The sequence below is a fragment of the Protofrankia sp. CiT1 genome (genome assembly GCF_917627335.1).
Lineage (GTDB): Bacteria > Actinomycetota > Actinomycetes > Frankiales > Frankiaceae > Protofrankia.
In genome coordinates, this window is the sequence record NZ_CAKJTP010000097.1 from 1 (window position 1) to 15,879 (window position 15,879).

Genomic DNA, 15,879 nt, shown 5'->3' on the forward strand with positions numbered 1-15,879 from the left:
ACGCACGGCCACGGCCACGGCGGGCACACACACGAGAACGGGCACGACCATCACACGAGAGGATGCTGGGCGCGGTTTCGCCACGAACTCTCAAAGCCGATCGGGGGGCACAGCCACGACAGCGCCGACCAGATCGATGACGCCTTGGAAGCCGACACCGCCGGGCGCCGCGCCCTGCTGATCAGCCTGGCCGGTCTCGGCCTGACCGCGACCCTGCAAGCCGTCGTCGTCGTGCTGTCCGGGTCGGTGGCGCTGCTCGGGGACACCCTGCACAACATCGCCGACGCCCTCACCGCCCTCCCGCTGCTCCTCGCCTTCACTCTCGCCCGCCGCCCGCCCACCGCCCGGTTCACCTACGGATACGGCCGTGCCGAGGACCTCGCTGGTCTCGCCGTCCTCGCGATGATCAGTCTGTCGAGTGTGCTCGCAGCCTGGGCCGCGATCGACCGCCTGCTGCACCCCCAGCACATCCACCACCTCGCCGTAGTCGCCGCCGCAGGGCTTGCCGGCTTCGTCGGCAACGAAATCGTTGCCCGCTACCGCATCCGCGTCGGCCACCGGATCGGCTCCGCCGCTCTCATCGCCGACGGCCTGCATGCCCGCGCCGACGGCTTCACCAGCCTCGCGGTCCTCCTCGGCGCTGTCGGCGTCGCCCTCGGCCGGCATTGGGCCGACCCCGTCATCGGCCTGGCCATCACCGTCGCGATCCTCGGCGTCCTACGCTCCGCAGCCCGCGTCGTCGGCGCCCGGCTCATGGACGCCGTCGACCCCGACACGGTCGCCGAAGCCACCACCACCCTCCTGCACACCGACGGCATCGAAACCGTCCGCGAACTGCGCCTGCGCTGGATCGGCCACACCCTGCGCGCCGAAGCCGACGTCACCGTCGATCCGGACCTATCGCTGACCGCCGCCCACGACGTCGCCCACGCCGCCGAAGCCCACCTGCTGCGCCACATCCGCCGCCTGTCCGCCGCGACCATCCACACCAGCCCCGCCCATCACCACGCCGGGACTGCGTCGCCAACGGTATTGCCGGCGGGTTTGATTAGTTAGTGGGACTCGGCGGACGGCCAGCGGTCACGGAAGATGATCATAAAGTGTCGATCGCGGGCTTCCCGTAGATCATCCACATCTGCCGTCCCTGCTTCTTTCCCGTGGGCACCGTGGGCACCGTGGGCAGCAGCCGCTCGGCCTTGCGCCGCTCCCTCGCCCCGACCAGCTCCTTCGACGGCGGCGTCGAGGAGTTCGTGCTGTCCATCAACATCCGTCGCCGCAGCCCGGCGACCTCCAGCTCAAGCTCCGCGAGCCGGTTCCGTGCCTGGTCCCGCTCGGTCACGCCCAACCACGCCGATCAAGCAACCAGCACGACATGTTCCCTCAACACAAACCCCAAGGTCAGCGGCCTACAGCTGCCCACCCCTGAATGGACGCCCCGAGTAGGCGTCGTCCAACAGGTCAGCGCAGAAGTCGACCGCGCTCGACAACGAGCGCCCAGATCGGCTGATCGGGCTGGTCGTCACGGTCACGGCGGCGAAGTCCACCGTTGTGCCCGCAATGTCACGGAGGCAGAGAGCGATCCTCCCGGCGAGGACGGTCGCCTTGGGCAACTCGTCGCTGAGCGCCAATGCCCGTGCCAGCGTGGCCAGCGGAGGCTGGACGTCGACCACCGGGTTGGCCGTGTCGCCCGCTCATCCGCGAGAGCCAAAAATTTTCTGGACGGTGATGTCGAGAAACCATGACTGGCTCCGTCCCCGCGGTGAATGTAGCCACGATGGGTCGCACCAGCACCGAGGAGGAACATGATGGCCAAGTACCTGCTGCTCAAGCACTACCGCGGCGCTCCGGCTCCGGTCAACGACGTGCCCATGGACCAGTGGACGCCGCAGGAGATCTCGGCACACATGCAGTACATGCGCGACTTCGCGGCCCGGCTCGAGGGGACCGGCGAGTTCGTCGACGGTCAGGCGCTCGCCCCCACGGGGACGTTCGTCCGGTACGACGGCGAGGGGCGCCCACCGGTCACCGACGGCCCGTTCGCCGAGACCAAGGACCTCATCGCCGGTTGGATGGTGATCGACGTCGACAGCTACGAGCGTGCCGTCGAGCTGGCCGGCGAGCTGTCGGCCGCCCCCGGTGCGGGCGGAAAGCCGATCCACGAGTGGCTCGAGCTCCGCCCGTTCCTGACCGCGCCGCCCACCATCACGCAGTGACCGCGCAGATGGACGAGGCTCTGCTCCGGGGCCTCACGCCGAGTGTGCTCGGGATCCTCGTCCGTCGCGGAGCTGATTTCGCGGCGGCCGAGGACGCCGTGCAGGACGCGCTGGTCGAGACGATCCGCGTCTGGCCGGCTGACCAGCCGCGGGACCTGAAGGGCTGGCTGGTCACCGTGGCCTGGCGCAAGTTCCTCGACGCGACCCGGGCGGATGCCGCCCGGCGTCGGCGCGAAGACGTTGTCGACCAGTGGCCGGCGCCCGGGTCCACGCCCGCGGTGGACGACACGCTCCTGCTGTACTTCCTGTGTGCCCACCCGTCGCTGACGCCGTCGTCCGCGGTCGCGCTCACCCTGCGCGCTGTCGGCGGGCTGACCACCCGCCAGATCGCCCATGCCTACCTGGTGCCCGAGACGACCATGGCGCAACGCATCAGCCGGGCCAAACGCACCGTCTCCGGCGTGCGGCTGGACCAGCCGGGCGACGTCGCCACCGTGCTGCGCGTCCTCTACCTGGTCTTCAACGAGGGCTACTCCGGCGATGTCGACCTCGCCGCCGAGGCCATCCGGCTCACCCGGCAGCTCGCGGCAGCGATCGACCACCCCGAGGTGGCGGGACTGCTCGCCCTCATGCTGCTCCACCACGCCCGGCGCGACACCCGGACCGCGCCCGACGGCAGCCTGGTGCCACTCGCTGAGCAGGACCGCAGCCGATGGGACACCACGTCGATCGCCGAGGGCGTCATGATCCTGCAGGCGGCCCTCGCCCGCGACCGGCTGGGCGAGTTCCAGGCCCAGGCTGCCATCGCGGCGCTCCACGCGGACGCGCCCACCGCCGAGGACACCGACTGGACACAGATCCTCGAATGGTATGACGAACTTACACGCCTGACCGACAGCCCGGTCTCGTTCGGCTCAACCGGGCGGTGGCCGTCGGCGAGGTCGACGGACCACGCGCCGGGCTGAGAGCACTCGCGGCGCTGGACGACTCCTTGCCTCGCTACGCCGCCGCCGCCGCGTACCTGCATGAACGCGACGGCGACCTGGCTGCCGCGGCACGGCTGTACGCCGAGGCTGCCCACAAGGCCCCCAACCTCGCCGAGCGCGACCACCTGACCCGCCAAGCCGCCCGGCTCAACGCGGGAGTGTCCCGGTTGTCCTTACAGACCGTCCAGCGATGAAGTCCTGGCCGATCGGCTAGAACGACACTCGTCACAGGAGCTGGCCGGTCACAAGCGCGTGGGTCTCGGCCCGGTCCCGCTCGTCGCGCGTGCGGGGCCCAGGCTCCTCCCAGATCGTGTTGCAAACCGCGACATGCCCCAGGTCATGGGCCGCGTGGGCGTGCTCGAACGGCCGGTCGAGGGCAGAAGAGCTACAGCAGGCCCTGACGCAGCGCGTAGGCGACGGCGTGGGAACGGTTACGCAGGCCGTACCGGCGGGTGACGTCCTGAAGAACGTTCTTGACGGTGCGTTCCGAATAGGAGAGCTGACGGCCGATCTCCCGGGTGTCACACCCCTCACTGACCAGCCGGAGCACGTCCCGCTCCCGTTCGGAGATACCCGACAGGGTGAGACCGCGTGACGCGAGCACCTGAGTCTGGACCTGGCGCACCTGGTTGAGCAACCCGCCGAGCAAGTCGGGCGGCAGGAAGCCCTCACCGTTCACCGCTCCACAAATTGCGGACAGCAGCTGGCCCGGAGTGGCGGAAGCTCGCCGGATCAGCCCCGTCGCGCCCGCCTCCACCGCTGCCGTGACATCCGAGGAACCCAGATCGGTCACGATGAGCACCACCGGCCGTCCCGCCCAGTGCAGGCCGCGGATCAGATCGATAGTCTGTTTGTCCACAGCCGGCCCCCCGCCCGCTGCGCCGCGCCGCGCCGCCGCGACCCTTCGCCGCACCTGTGAAGGCCTGCTCGCCGGCAACGGATGACAAACGGACCGGCCCGCGAGCAGGCCACACCCGCACCTACCACGCCTATCGGGACAGAGCTCGCGGACCCTGGCGACGCCCACACACCCGGCCAACCGTGGACTTCACCGTACTGACCGGGCGGCGCGCTCCGCTGTGCCATGCTGGATACCGCTCGAATCTCGTCGAGCGGTATATACCAGCTATATAGGCTGGAACATACCAGCCGGATCAATATAAAATCATTTCATGCGGTGAACAGCTGGCCAGGACGGTGCGGACACGCCCGCGCTGGGTTGCGACGCACGGTCGAAAGGGGAACGGCGTGTCGACGCCGCTGAAAATCGTCAGCAGCACCGGGGAAGTGATCATAACAGGCGACCGGCCTTTTGTGGTGGGCCGGGGAAAGGGCTCCGACCTGGTGTTGATAGATCGCCAGGTCTCGCGCCGGCACGTGGTGATCACACGCACCGATACCGAGTGGACCGCACAGGACGTCAGCTCCTACGGGACCTGGGTGGATGGACAACGGGTCAAGCAGGTTGCCGTGCAGGGAGAGATACGGCTCCGGCTCGGCGCGCCCGACGGCCCCGAGCTCGCGGTTCTGCCCGTCCTGCCGGACATACCACTCCCACCGGACATACCGAGCATCACGGAACCACCGAAGTTCGATCCGCGCTCGGAGATGTCGACAGTCTGGCGCAGCAGCCCCGAGTACGAACGCGACCGGCAGACGACCGCCACGGGACCCGACGGCGCGGCGCGGCTGGAACGCGAACACGGCCGGCGGAACACCTATCCGCTGCGCCGGGGGACGATGTCGATAGGACGGTCCAACGACAACGACATCGTCGTGGCGGACCTGCTGGCCTCCCGGCGCCACGCCGAGATTTTCGTCGGCCAGAGCGGGGTACATGTCGTCGATCTCGACTCCGCGAACGGAACGTTCCTCAACGGACGGAAGATCAGCCGCGAGGCGGTCGCCCAGCGTGACATCATCGCCGTCGGGCATCATCTTTTCCAGCTCGAAGGCGAGACCCTGGTCGAATACCTCGACTCCGGGGACGTCACCTTCGAGGCCGACGGCCTCAATGTCTTCGTCAAGGACATGCAGATCATGCATGACGTGAGCTTCCGGCTGCCCGGCCGGGCGCTGCTGGCCGTCATCGGCCCCAGTGGCTCGGGCAAGTCCACCCTGCTGAACGCGCTGACCGGTTTCCGGCCGGCCGACAAAGGCGCCGTCCGCTATGCCGGCCGGGACATGTACGCTGAATACGGCGAACTGCGCCGACGAATCGGGCATGTGCCGCAGGACGATCTTCTCCACACCACGCTGACGGTCCGCAAGGCGCTGGAATACGGCGCGCGGCTGCGCTTCCCCCCGGACACCACAAAGGAGGAGCGCCGGGAACGGGTCGACGAGGTTCTCCACGAGCTGGGCCTCCAGGAGCGCGCGGATGTCCCCGTGCGGAATCTGTCCGGCGGGCAGCGCAAACGCACCAGTGTGGCGCTGGAACTACTGACCAGACCAACACTGCTGTTTCTGGACGAGCCCACCTCCGGCCTCGATCCCGGCATGGACCAGAACGTGATGGGCGCCCTGCGGACGCTGGCCGACGATGGCCGGACCATCGTGGTGGTGACCCACAGTGTCGCACAGCTCGATATCTGCGACTATATTCTTGTCCTCGCCAAGGGCGGGCGTACCGCTTACTTCGGCCCGCCGGGAAACGCGCTCACGTTCCTCGAGAAGGACTCCTGGCCGGACGTCTTCCAGATGTTGGAAAGCGCGGTACCAACCGAGCTGGCGGACCGGTTCCGGCACTCCGAGTACTTCGTCCCGGCGTCGGTCACCGCACCGCCCGCGCGCCCGACACCAGCGGCGCTGCCGAGCGCGCGGCAGCAGTCCGTCTTCTCGCAGATAGCGACGCTGAGCCGCCGCCAGCTGAGCGTCATCGCCTCGGACCGGTCCTATCTCTGGCTGATCGCGGCATTTCCGTTCCTGCTGGGCATACTGCCCCGGGTCGGACCGGCACCACACCGCCTGGACCCGTTACCCAACGGCATACCGAACGTCGATGCGCAGATGCTGCTCATCGTGGTCGTGCTCTGCGCCTGTTTCATGGGAATGGCAAACTCAATCCGGGAGATCGTCAAGGAGAAGGCAATCTACCGGCGGGAACGCGCCATCGGCCTGTCGATCACCGCATACCTCGGGTCGAAGATCGTTGTTCTCGTCATCATAACCGCCCTGCAGAGCATTGTTTTCGCCATCATAGGAATGACCAACCGCACGCCGCGCCAGGCGGTCGTGCTCAGTTCCCCCATGCTGGAGGTCATCCTGGCGGTGGCCATGATCTCGATATCGTCCGCAATGCTCGGCCTGGCGATTTCCGCCTGGGTCGACAACGCGGACAAGACCATGCCGCTGCTGGTGATGACCACCATGTCACAGGTCGTCTTCAGCGGCGGGCTCGTCCCGCTGGAAGGCAAACTGGGCCTGCAACAGATCGGCTATCTCATGCCGGCCCGCTGGGGCTACGCGGCGATCGCGTCCTCGGCGGACCTCAATGATGTGGTGAAACTCGGCAACGTGCCCTTCTCCCGCGGCCCGGTCGATCCGCTGTGGGTGCATGCCGCGCACATCTACCTCACGGACATCGTGGCGGGCTTCGCTGTCGGCTGTCTGGCCGTGGCCGCCTGCGCGCTGTTACTACGGCGTCTCGATCCCAAGGCGGGCACGCGCCGGGGCAAGCTGACCAGCGGAAGAAAGACTTCGTGATCCATGGGCTACCCAACCGTCCGCGGCCTCGCGCGCACATGCCATCCAGAGCCCTCCGCCGCGGTCACGCTGATCGCCGCCGCCCTCGCGGCCTCCTCCGGGCGGTCGGTGGCAGGTGTCGTCGCGGTGGCCCTCGCCGTGGGCACCGGCCAGCTGTCGATCGGATGGAGTAACGACTACTTCGACCGTGCCCAAGACTCGTCCAGCGGACGGGAGGACAAGCCGGTGGCGCTCGGCGCCCTGCCAGCCCGGACGGTGGGCGTTGCCGCGCTGGTCAGTCTGCTGGCGTGCGTACCGCTGTCCCTGCTGTCCGGGTGGCGGGCGGCCACCGCGCACCTGATCGCGGTCGCCCTGGCCTGGCTGTACAACATGGGGGTGAAGGGCACGGCGGCGTCGCTGATCCCGTTCGCCGTCGCCTATGCGCTCCTGCCCGCCTTCATCGTCCTCGGGCTGCCGGGCCATCCGCGGCCCGCCTGGTGGCTGCTGCTCGCCGGTGCCCTGCTGGGCTGCGGGGGGCACTTTGCCAACGTTCTGCCCGACCTCGCCGAGGACCTGCGCGCCGGTGTGCGCGGCGTGCCGCACCGGGTCGGGGCGCGCTGGTCGTTGTGGCTGGCCGTGGCGCTGCTCGCCGCCGCGTCCGTGGTAATCGCTTTCGGCCCGGGGTCATCGGTCGGTCCGGCGGCGATCGCGGGGCTCGCCGTGACCGGGGCCGCCGTCGCCGCGGTACTGGTGAGCGTGCCGGTACGGCGTCCCGGGCCGGTGACCGCGGGCGTATCCACCGAACGGGACCAGCCAGATCTTCCGGGAACAGCCGGCGAATTCGGGAAATCGGGAGAATCCGACCAGAATGATTCGCGGCCGATCGGCCGCGGAGCTTTTCGGGTCGTCCTCGCGGTCGCGCTCATCGATGTGGCGTTGCTGGTGGCAGCCGGGCCCAACCTGGTCTGAACGCGCCTGGACACATCGGAGCACATCCGAACACGTCGATCCGGAAACCAGCGACCAGCCCGAACCCAGCATGGTTCGCATGTCAAGCCCCGGTACGCATAATGTCGGCGGCATACGGTGACTTATAACAGACATGACGAAATCGTCATCGAGTCAACGTCGCCGGCTCACCATGCGCATTATAAGGCGGACACGCAGAGAGCGTTGATCGACATCGGCTGGCAAAGGCGGTGTCCGGACTGGTCCGTCACACCAGTCCGAAGCCACTTTCGCCAGCCCAGGCGTCCGGGTTCCGCACGCCGTCGACGGACGACCTCTACTTTGTTCTCGGTGTATGGAGGGGTAACGCCGGATGTCCAGCCAAGCACAAACAAACGCGAGTGCCATCGTCGGGCCGAAACCGCCGGCGTCCCTGCCGCGAACGGCCCGGCCACCACGGCAGCGGCAGCAGGCCGCGCCGGAAGCCACGGGCACCAACCGGATGCACACGGCGGTACTCACCGGGCAGGGCATGGCGTTCCCGCCGGCAATGGACCAACAAGCGTTGTGGGACGATGTGTTCACTCGTCGTTACAACGGAAACCGGACCGCGCGAAGGATTTTCCTCGGCTGCGGCGTGAGCACCCGCCATGGCGCGGTCGATCCCCGGACGGAGGATGTCAGCGCGTGGACCACCGGTGCCCGGATGCGCCGGTACGTCACCGCGGCACATCCGCTGGGCCGGGAGGCGGTCGTCGGCGCGCTCACCGACGCCGGCCTGCATCCCGCTGACGTCGGCCTGTTCGTCGTGGTCTCCTGCACCGGCTACGCGACCCCAGGGCTCGACATCACGTTGGCCACCGAGCTCGGAATGCCAGCCAGCACCCAGCGGCTCCTCATCGGCCACATGGGCTGTTACGCGGCGCTGCCCGCGCTGTCGACCGCCACCGACTACGTGCGTACGCGGGGACGGCCCGCGGTGGTCCTGTGCATCGAGCTGCCGTCGCTGCACGTACAGCCGTTCGCGCCCGGGGCGGAGAACGATGTCGAGCAGATCGTCGCGCACGCGCTGTTCGGGGACGCCGCCTGCGCCCTGGTGCTGGAACCGGATGTCTCCGGTGGGCTGGAGGTCATCGACACCGAGGCTGTCACCGACCCCTCGTCGGCGTCGCTGATGACCTGGACGGTCACCGACCACGGCTTCCGGATGAGCCTGTCGGCAAAGGTGCCCGACAGGCTGGCGCTGCACGTCGAGAAGACGACCGAGGAACTGCTCGGCCGGCACGGACTCGGCGTCGAGGACATCGCGGGATGGGCGATACACCCCGGTGGGCCACGCATCGTGAGTGTGGTCGCGGAGAAACTCGGGTTACGCGCCGACCAGACCGCCGCAACCCACGAGATCCTTGACATCCGCGGCAACTGCTCGTCGGCGACAGTTCCGCTGGTTCTCCAGCTGATCCGGCGCAAGGGGCAGCTACGCCCCGGCGACCCCGTGGTAGCGATGGCCTTCGGCCCAGGCCTGACTCTGTGGAACGTGCTGCTGAAAGCACGGTAAACGCCTGCCCGGGATGCCTGCGCGAGTTCAAACGGTCGTAGCGACGCTCCGATAGGATGATCTCGGTAGTGTCGACAGACTGGACGGTAGCTGGCTTCGCACGAGCTGTTGAAGATCGAGGAGCGGGAGACTGTCTCCCGGGAACTGAGCCGGCACAAGTCGGCGCGGTATATCGGGCAGCTACTCGGCCGGCACCACTCAACAATATCTCGGGAGATCGACCGTAACGGCGGCGCGACGGCATATCGTGCGGTCGAGGAACCCCGGGAAGCCGCCATGACCGAGTCCCGGGTGGAGGAGATCGTCCGACGGGTCCTCCGCGAGTCGGCCTGAGCACACCCTCCGACATCACGGTGTGGCGACGGAGCGATCCGTCAGCCAGGGACGTTCGCCATCAGGCCGTTGAGGTAGAGCGACTCTGAACATGTCGAGGGCGGAGGCATGTCTGGTGGGGTACCGGCCTTGCGGCAGGTTACTGTCATGGTCACCCGGCCTTTGGCCGGTACCCGGATCGGTGTGACCGAGTGGTAGTCTTGGTCGCGGAAGTTTTCCAGCGCGTACGGGATCACTTTCTCGCCGTTGGCGCTCACGGTCAGCGTGCCTTCGTCACCCTGCGGGTTGGCGACGAGGTAGTCGGTGAGTAGGAAGATCTTGCCGTCGGGTATGACAAATTCCCCCTCGGCTAAGCCGCCAACCTTGGTCCGGAGTGGAATAGATTTTGCCACCTGCTCCGCGCCATCGGTGAGCTGCGCGTTGCCGATACCCTTCGAGGGAGTACCTGACGTCGGTTCGGACGATGGCTTCGATGCTGGTGGCGGTGGTGGTGCACCGCCCTGTGGCTGCTGTCGGTCCACCGCGGCTTGGGCCGCCTGGTTTGCGGCCTGCTGGACCTTGCCATCAGCCGCTTCCCGGGCGGCCGAGCGCACTGTCGGCCGGAGTAGGCCGAACCACAGCGCGATCAGCGCCAGCAACAGTGCCAACAGCAACGCTAGCAGTTTGAGCAGCCATGCGGACAGGACCGGCCGCTGGATGAACGTACCGCTGAGAGTGACGACGGCATCGTCCTCGCCCCTGACCTGGGTCTGGAACGGCATGCGCCGGGGCTCGCCGCGCCACAGCAGCCGCTTGGCCCGCGCCACGACGACCCCGTCGGACAGCCCGCCCGGATCCAAGACCGCCGTAGCCGGCCGGAGCGCGAGCTTGAGCTGCTCAGCACTGTCGCTGGCGCTGAAATCGAGGTCCTCGCTCCGGTTGCCGCGGTTCTCCGTCTCGAGGCGGTACCGGGCCCGGCGGCGACCGGAGTGCACCTGAGGCCGCAGATCCGCCGAGAGCTGTGAGAACGGCAGGATGGTGAGGGTGCCTTCCTCGACGGATGCGTCGGGGTGTTCCGATGGGATCACACGGATCCCGAACGGCATGTCGCCAGCCGGGACCTGTGACGAGCGCGGGGGCCGGAAGGTGATCGTCACCGTCTCCGCTGTACCCGGGTACAGCGACAGCGTTGGCGGATCGATGCTCGCCCACTCCGCCGGTACACCGACGATGTCGAACCGGTACGCCTCGACGATGTCGACCGTGTTACGGACGATGATCGAAACGTGTGCCTCACCACCGGGCATGACGGCGACCGAGAGGCGAGCCAGACTGGCCGATGCGCTCATGCCGGTCGACGGTAGGCGCCCGCAGCCCCACCGCCACCTGCCGTGGGGGAACCGTCATGGGCGGACTTATTGCCCGATTGGTCCCTATTACGTGCACGCGAAGCGTGTCCCGGCACAGTATGGCCGGTGTGTGCCCGATCGGGCACACACCGGCAGACGGTCGGCCCGACCTGCGGATCTCGACGCGTCAGTGACATGTGGAACAGGTGCCCTTGAAGGCACTGCCGATGGGAGGCCTACAGATGGATCGTGTGCCGATCTGCGTCCATGCCGAAGACGTGATCTCACGGCTGGGCATGGTGAGCCAGATCCGCACCCGCCCGGAACTTCTCGTACTCGAACCTGGAGAGGAGCACAACGCCGCCGTTGTGCTGGTCGTCACGGACAGCCTCGACGACGAGGCCGCTCGCGCGCTGCGCCGGCTGCACCGGATGGTCTCGGCGAAGCTCGTGCTCGTCCCGGCGAAGATCGATGAAGCTGATCTGTCCACGGTGGTCGAGTGCGGGGTTGTCGGCGTTGTCCGCCGCGGCGAGGCGACCCCTGAGCGGCTTGTCGATGCGATCTCCTCGGCGGTACGGGGAGAAGGTGCGCTGCCCGCCGATCTGCTGGGCCGGTTACTGGACCAGATGGGTCGGTTGCAGCGTCAGGTGCTCACTCCGCGGGGCCTGACGTTACTTGGCCTGACCGCTCGCGAGATCGAAGTGTTGCGTCTGGTGGCGGACGGCTTCGAGAACCGCGAGATCGCCGGCAAGCTGTCGTATTCCGAGCGCACGGTCAAAAATGTGTTGCACGACGTCACCACCCGGTTGCAACTGCGTAACCGCACGCACGCGGTAGCGTACGCGCTGCGCCACGGCCTGCTCTGACAGCGCTCCGGTCGGGTTGCCCGAATGGACAACCCGACATGCCCGGGGCTGTGCCCGTCCGGCCGCTGATGCGTCGGCCGGGCACGCCCAGAATCCAGCATGAACGGGCCCGCGCGTGGCCCGCCGGTCGTCGTTTCGGCACAGACGCCGACATCGTGCCGCACAGTCGTCCCCATCCCGCCGCATGCCTGTCGAGGTCCGGTTGCGACGCAAGACCCGAATGCCCACCGTGGCGGCCGCAGTGACGTCGGTCGCGCTCCTCGTCTCCGGCTTGGCCGCGTCCGCAGCCCCCTCGGATGGCCCGTTGGAGGTTCCGCCCGTACCGCACACGGCGCCTGTCGCCGAGGAACGCATCGCGTACGCTGGGACCCAGCACCGCAGTCTCGGCATGGTTGGTGTTCAGGGCTCGGGGGCCGTGTCGGCGCCGTTCTTCCCGGTCGGCCCGGACCATTATGACGAGCAGGCGTCGGCCCGGGGGGACGCGGTGACCTGGGTGAGCCGGCGTGACACGGCCACCGGCGAGGTGTACCTGCGCCGTGGCGACGGGCCGGTGAGCCGGCTCACAACCAACACCTTCGCCGAGGAGCACCCGACCATCTCCCCGGACGGCACCCGCGTCGCGTTCGACTCCGGCGCCGGCCGCAACGGCGCAGGCCACGATGTCTTCGTGATCGGCGTGGACGGTACGGGGCTGTCCCGGGTCACCGATGGTGCCGGTGACAACACCTGGCCCACCTGGTCGCCTGACGGTGCGACCCTCGCGTTCGAAGGCCGCCGAGGCGGCGACACGCCGCAGGTGTACCGGATACCGGCTGCCGGCGGCAACGTCACCCAGGTGACCAACCAGCCCACGGGCGCTGGTCAACCGGCGTGGGACCCGAACCCGGCGCACGATCGCCTCGCGTACACGTGCGATCCACACAGCGACACCGACCAGAAGATCCACCTGTCGACGGCGGCCGGGACCGGGGACCGCCTGCTGCTGCCTGCGAACTGGCAGGGCCACGAACCGAGCTGGTCACCCGACGGCGAAACGCTGGCGTTCATGAGCCGTAGCCCACCAGCAGGAGGCGGACCGCTGGGCGACATCGACCTCGTCTACACCGCCGCACCCCGCGACAACCCCTGCGACTGCCAGGCGGAGCTCCGTCTCGCCGAGGACCGTCAGGTCAACCTGCCGACCTGGTACACGCCAACCGGCAGCCGTACGCCGTCGCTGCTGGTGACCCGGGACAGCGCCCCCGACCGGCACACCGTGACGTTGCAGGACATCCGCCCCGACGGCACCGATCCACGCGATCTGCGCCTGCCGATCCTGCGCGAGGATCCCAAGGCGGAACAGGACGCACGGTTCCTCTTCCAGCCGACCGACGGCGACCCGTGGACCGAGCGCCAGGTGTACTCGCCGGACGGGCGCCAGATCGCGGTCACCCGGTTCGAGACGGTCGCCGGCCGCCGGGTCGTACGCGTCTGGCTGGTCAACGCCGACGGCACCGCCCCGCGGCTGCTGCCGCTGGCCGACCGCGGACCCGGAGATATGGAGATCGATCCGGCGTGGTCACCGGACGGCAGCCGCATCGCTCTGGTGCGCACCACCTCCGGCGCCCGGGCACGGATCGTCGTGGCCGACGTGGCCACCGGTGACCTGCTGCTCCAGCTGCCGACACCGCCGGAATTCGCCGGGCTGGACGACACGCAGCCCGCCTGGTCACCCGATGGCGCCCTGCTGGCGTTCACCCGTGGCCGCTATACCGATGCCGCCAGCCGCACACACATCTGGACCGCGAACGCCGCCGACGGCCTCGACCAGCGCGACCTGACCAGCACGGTGTGCGGTACCGACTGCAACGTCGTCGACGACAGTGCCGCCTTCGCCCCGGACGGAGAGCGGCTCGCGTTCAACCGGGTCACCGACGGGCTGGTCCTGACCAATGTGGACGGTACGAACTGCCGGCTCCTCATGCCCGGGTCGGGCGCGTCCTGCGCGGCGCCGGTCCCTGCCCAGCCGGCCGGGCCGTTCCAACCCCGTGACGTGTCCTGGGCGCCGGATGGGCAGCGGCTCGTCTTCACCGCCCGCCGGGGGCGCGACGGCAACGCACCGGAGGCGTTGGATGTCTACGACGTCCGCACCGGCCATATCGAAGCGCTCACCCAGGACCTGCCCGGGCGGCAGAAGGAGCCGGCCTGGCAGCGGTCGGTCGACGTGTCCACGGCGCTGCTGACCCCACCGGCCGCCACGACGGTCGGCGGCCGGACGGCGTTCACGCTGTCGGTCACCGACCGCGGGCCCAGCCCCATGCCGGGGACCCGGCTCGACCTCACGGTGCCGTCCGGGCTGCAGGTCACCGGCCTGGTAACGGAGCAGGGCACCTGCACGCTCACGCCGACCAGCTGCGACCTGGAGGCCATCGGCGTCGGGCGGACGGTGTCGGTGCGTGTCGAGCTGACCGGTGTGGCCACCGGTACGTTCCCGGTCAGCTGGTCGGTCGGCGGCGGGGTGACTGACGCCAATCCGGCCGACAACCGCGCCGGCACGCGGGTCGAGGTGATCGCCGCGGCACCGTCGGTGCCGGCCGACCCGTCGCTGACCGTGTCGGTCACGCCCACCCCGGCCTACGTCGGTGGAACCGCAACCGTGACCTACACGGTCCGCAACGCCGGTGGCCAGCCCGCGACCGGCCTGCGGCTGCGCCCGCAACTGCCGGCCGGTATCCCGGTGGCCGCCCCGGCGCCGGACTGCGCCGCGGACACCGGATGCCCGGTCCCTGACCTGGCACCTGGCGGTACGGCGAGCGTGACGATCGGACTGGCGCCGGACGCGGCCCTGTCCACGGCTGTGGCTGGCACGGTCACCACCACCGCTACCAACGCCGACCAGGCCAACGACACCGCCACGGCCCCGCTACGGGTCCTGCAGCCGCGTATCGTCGCGGTGCCGGCGATCGGTCCGCCCGGTTTCGTCACGTCAATACGCGGCACCGACTTCCCTCCCGGCGTATCGGTGAAGCTGGTCTGGGATGTCGGCATCACCGCGGCCGCGACGCCGACCGTACCCGGCCCGGACGGAAGGTTCATCGCGCAGCTTCTGGTCCTGCGCAAGGACCGCCTCGGGCCCCGGCTGGCGGTCGCGTCCGGCGCCGGCTTCTCCCCGGTGACCACGCCATACCGGGTGGTCCTGCCGGCGCAGCAGCCCCCGGGCCACGTCGACCGGCGGTGGTGACGCGATGATCCATGAGATAGACGAGGCCCTGCGCGGGCTCGTTAGTGACGAGGTGCTGGCCGGCAGCGGGGTGGAGGTGACCTTCGACGCGCCCACCAGGGAGTGGGCCGCCCGGCGCAACGCCCCGACGGTCAATCTGTTCCTGTACGACATCTGCGAGGACATGGCCCGGCGGCGGCAGGGCAGCATCACCGAGTACGACGAACAGGGCGTCACGGTGGCGCGGCATGACCCGCCGCGTTTCTACACCCTGTCGTACATAGTGACCGCGTGGACCAGCCGGACGCAGGATGAGCACCGGCTCCTGTCCGTCCTGCTCGCCAGCCTGATCCAGCAGGATGCCCTGCCGGCGGAGCGGCTGGCCGGCTCGCTCGCGGCGCTCGACCTGACCATTCCCATGACTATCGCCGTGCCCGTACCGGACCGGGCGCTCGCCGACGTGTGGAGTGCGCTCGGCGGCGAACTCAAACCCTCCCTGGATCTCGTCGTGGTCGCGCCGCTGTCAGCGAAGCGGGTGCTGGCCGACCCGGTGGTCGTTGACGGCATGCGGCTGCGGATCGCCGACTCCGACGGCGACCGCGAGGAGACCAGCGCGCTGCGTTACACCGACCCGGTCGCCGGAGGGAACATCACGGATGGCCAGGGCTCGGACACCCGCGACCCGGACTCCCGGGGGCCGCTGGCGACCGTCGGCACGCGCCGCACCCGGGGCACACCCCAGGACCGCCGCGACACTCATGACC

General features: G+C 69.0%; 12 protein-coding genes and 2 pseudogenes. 10 read left to right on the forward strand and 4 right to left on the reverse strand.

Translation table 11 applies throughout. The features are described 5' to 3' along the window. Positions 1 to 1,056: cation diffusion facilitator family transporter (locus tag MJ785_RS15080; protein WP_239381421.1), on the forward strand; the 1,056-nt coding region annotated here is incomplete at its 5' end. Between the two features lie 79 nt (positions 1,057 to 1,135). Here the strand turns inward: MJ785_RS15080 and MJ785_RS15085 are convergent. Both MJ785_RS15085 and MJ785_RS15090 read right to left on the reverse strand, forming a co-directional pair. After that, positions 1,136 to 1,333, reverse strand: a pseudogene (locus tag MJ785_RS15085) (IS66 family transposase); the annotation flags it as partial. Between the two features lie 73 nt (positions 1,334 to 1,406). Continuing rightward, complete coding sequence (locus tag MJ785_RS15090) at positions 1,407 to 1,670, reverse strand: hypothetical protein (RefSeq protein WP_239313078.1); 264 nt, start codon at positions 1,668 to 1,670, stop codon at positions 1,407 to 1,409. 135 nt (positions 1,671 to 1,805) lie between these two features. Here MJ785_RS15090 and MJ785_RS15095 point away from each other — a divergent pair, with 135 nt between their 5' ends. Together MJ785_RS15095 and MJ785_RS15100 are read left to right on the forward strand one after the other, a co-directional pair. After that, the gene (locus tag MJ785_RS15095) at positions 1,806 to 2,213 is read left to right on the forward strand and encodes a YciI family protein (RefSeq protein ID WP_239313092.1); all 408 of its coding nucleotides are present in this window, start codon (positions 1,806 to 1,808) and stop codon (positions 2,211 to 2,213) included. 8 nt (positions 2,214 to 2,221) lie between these two features. Next, a pseudogene (locus MJ785_RS15100) lies at positions 2,222 to 3,393 on the forward strand (RNA polymerase sigma factor). 191 nt (positions 3,394 to 3,584) lie between these two features. Here the strand turns inward: MJ785_RS15100 and MJ785_RS15105 are convergent. Beyond that, positions 3,585 to 4,058: a response regulator transcription factor gene (locus tag MJ785_RS15105; protein WP_239381423.1), complete on the reverse strand. Its 474-nt coding sequence runs from the start codon at positions 4,056 to 4,058 to the stop codon at positions 3,585 to 3,587. 389 nt (positions 4,059 to 4,447) lie between these two features. Here MJ785_RS15105 and MJ785_RS15110 point away from each other — a divergent pair, with 389 nt between their 5' ends. From MJ785_RS15110 to MJ785_RS15125, 4 genes are all read left to right on the forward strand, one after another. Further along, entirely contained in the window at positions 4,448 to 6,904 is a 2,457-nt protein-coding gene (locus MJ785_RS15110; RefSeq protein ID WP_239311639.1) for an ATP-binding cassette domain-containing protein, read from the forward strand. Positions 6,905 to 6,907: 3 nt separating this feature from the next. Continuing rightward, on the forward strand, positions 6,908 to 7,852 hold the full coding sequence (locus MJ785_RS15115) for a UbiA family prenyltransferase (RefSeq protein WP_239381425.1): 945 nt from the start codon (positions 6,908 to 6,910) through the stop codon (positions 7,850 to 7,852). A 481-nt stretch (positions 7,853 to 8,333) separates the two neighbouring features. After that, a complete protein-coding gene (locus tag MJ785_RS15120) occupies positions 8,334 to 9,389 on the forward strand; it encodes a type III polyketide synthase (protein ID WP_370651670.1) in 1,056 nt (351 codons plus the stop codon). Between the two features lie 108 nt (positions 9,390 to 9,497). Then, positions 9,498 to 9,722, forward strand: a complete 225-nt coding sequence (locus MJ785_RS15125) for a helix-turn-helix domain-containing protein (protein WP_239311645.1) — start codon at positions 9,498 to 9,500, stop codon at positions 9,720 to 9,722. Between the two features lie 41 nt (positions 9,723 to 9,763). Here the strand turns inward: MJ785_RS15125 and MJ785_RS15130 are convergent, their stop codons facing one another. Next, positions 9,764 to 11,050 (reverse strand): hypothetical protein, encoded by a 1,287-nt coding sequence (locus tag MJ785_RS15130; RefSeq protein ID WP_239381427.1) that lies wholly within the window; start codon positions 11,048 to 11,050, stop codon positions 9,764 to 9,766. 242 nt (positions 11,051 to 11,292) lie between these two features. Here MJ785_RS15130 and MJ785_RS15135 point away from each other — a divergent pair, with 242 nt between their 5' ends. The 3 genes from MJ785_RS15135 to MJ785_RS15145 form a co-directional block, all read left to right on the forward strand. Beyond that, positions 11,293 to 11,916, forward strand: coding sequence for a response regulator transcription factor (locus MJ785_RS15135; protein ID WP_239311649.1), 624 nt, complete (start codon positions 11,293 to 11,295; stop codon positions 11,914 to 11,916). 220 nt (positions 11,917 to 12,136) lie between these two features. Next, positions 12,137 to 15,136 carry a hypothetical protein gene (locus tag MJ785_RS15140; protein WP_239381429.1) on the forward strand — a complete coding sequence of 1,000 codons (3,000 nt, stop codon included), beginning with the start codon at positions 12,137 to 12,139 and terminating at the stop codon, positions 15,134 to 15,136. A gap of 4 nt (positions 15,137 to 15,140) precedes the next feature. Then, a partial coding sequence (locus MJ785_RS15145) for a DUF4255 domain-containing protein (RefSeq protein WP_239381431.1) occupies positions 15,141 to 15,879 on the forward strand: 739 nt, incomplete at its 3' end.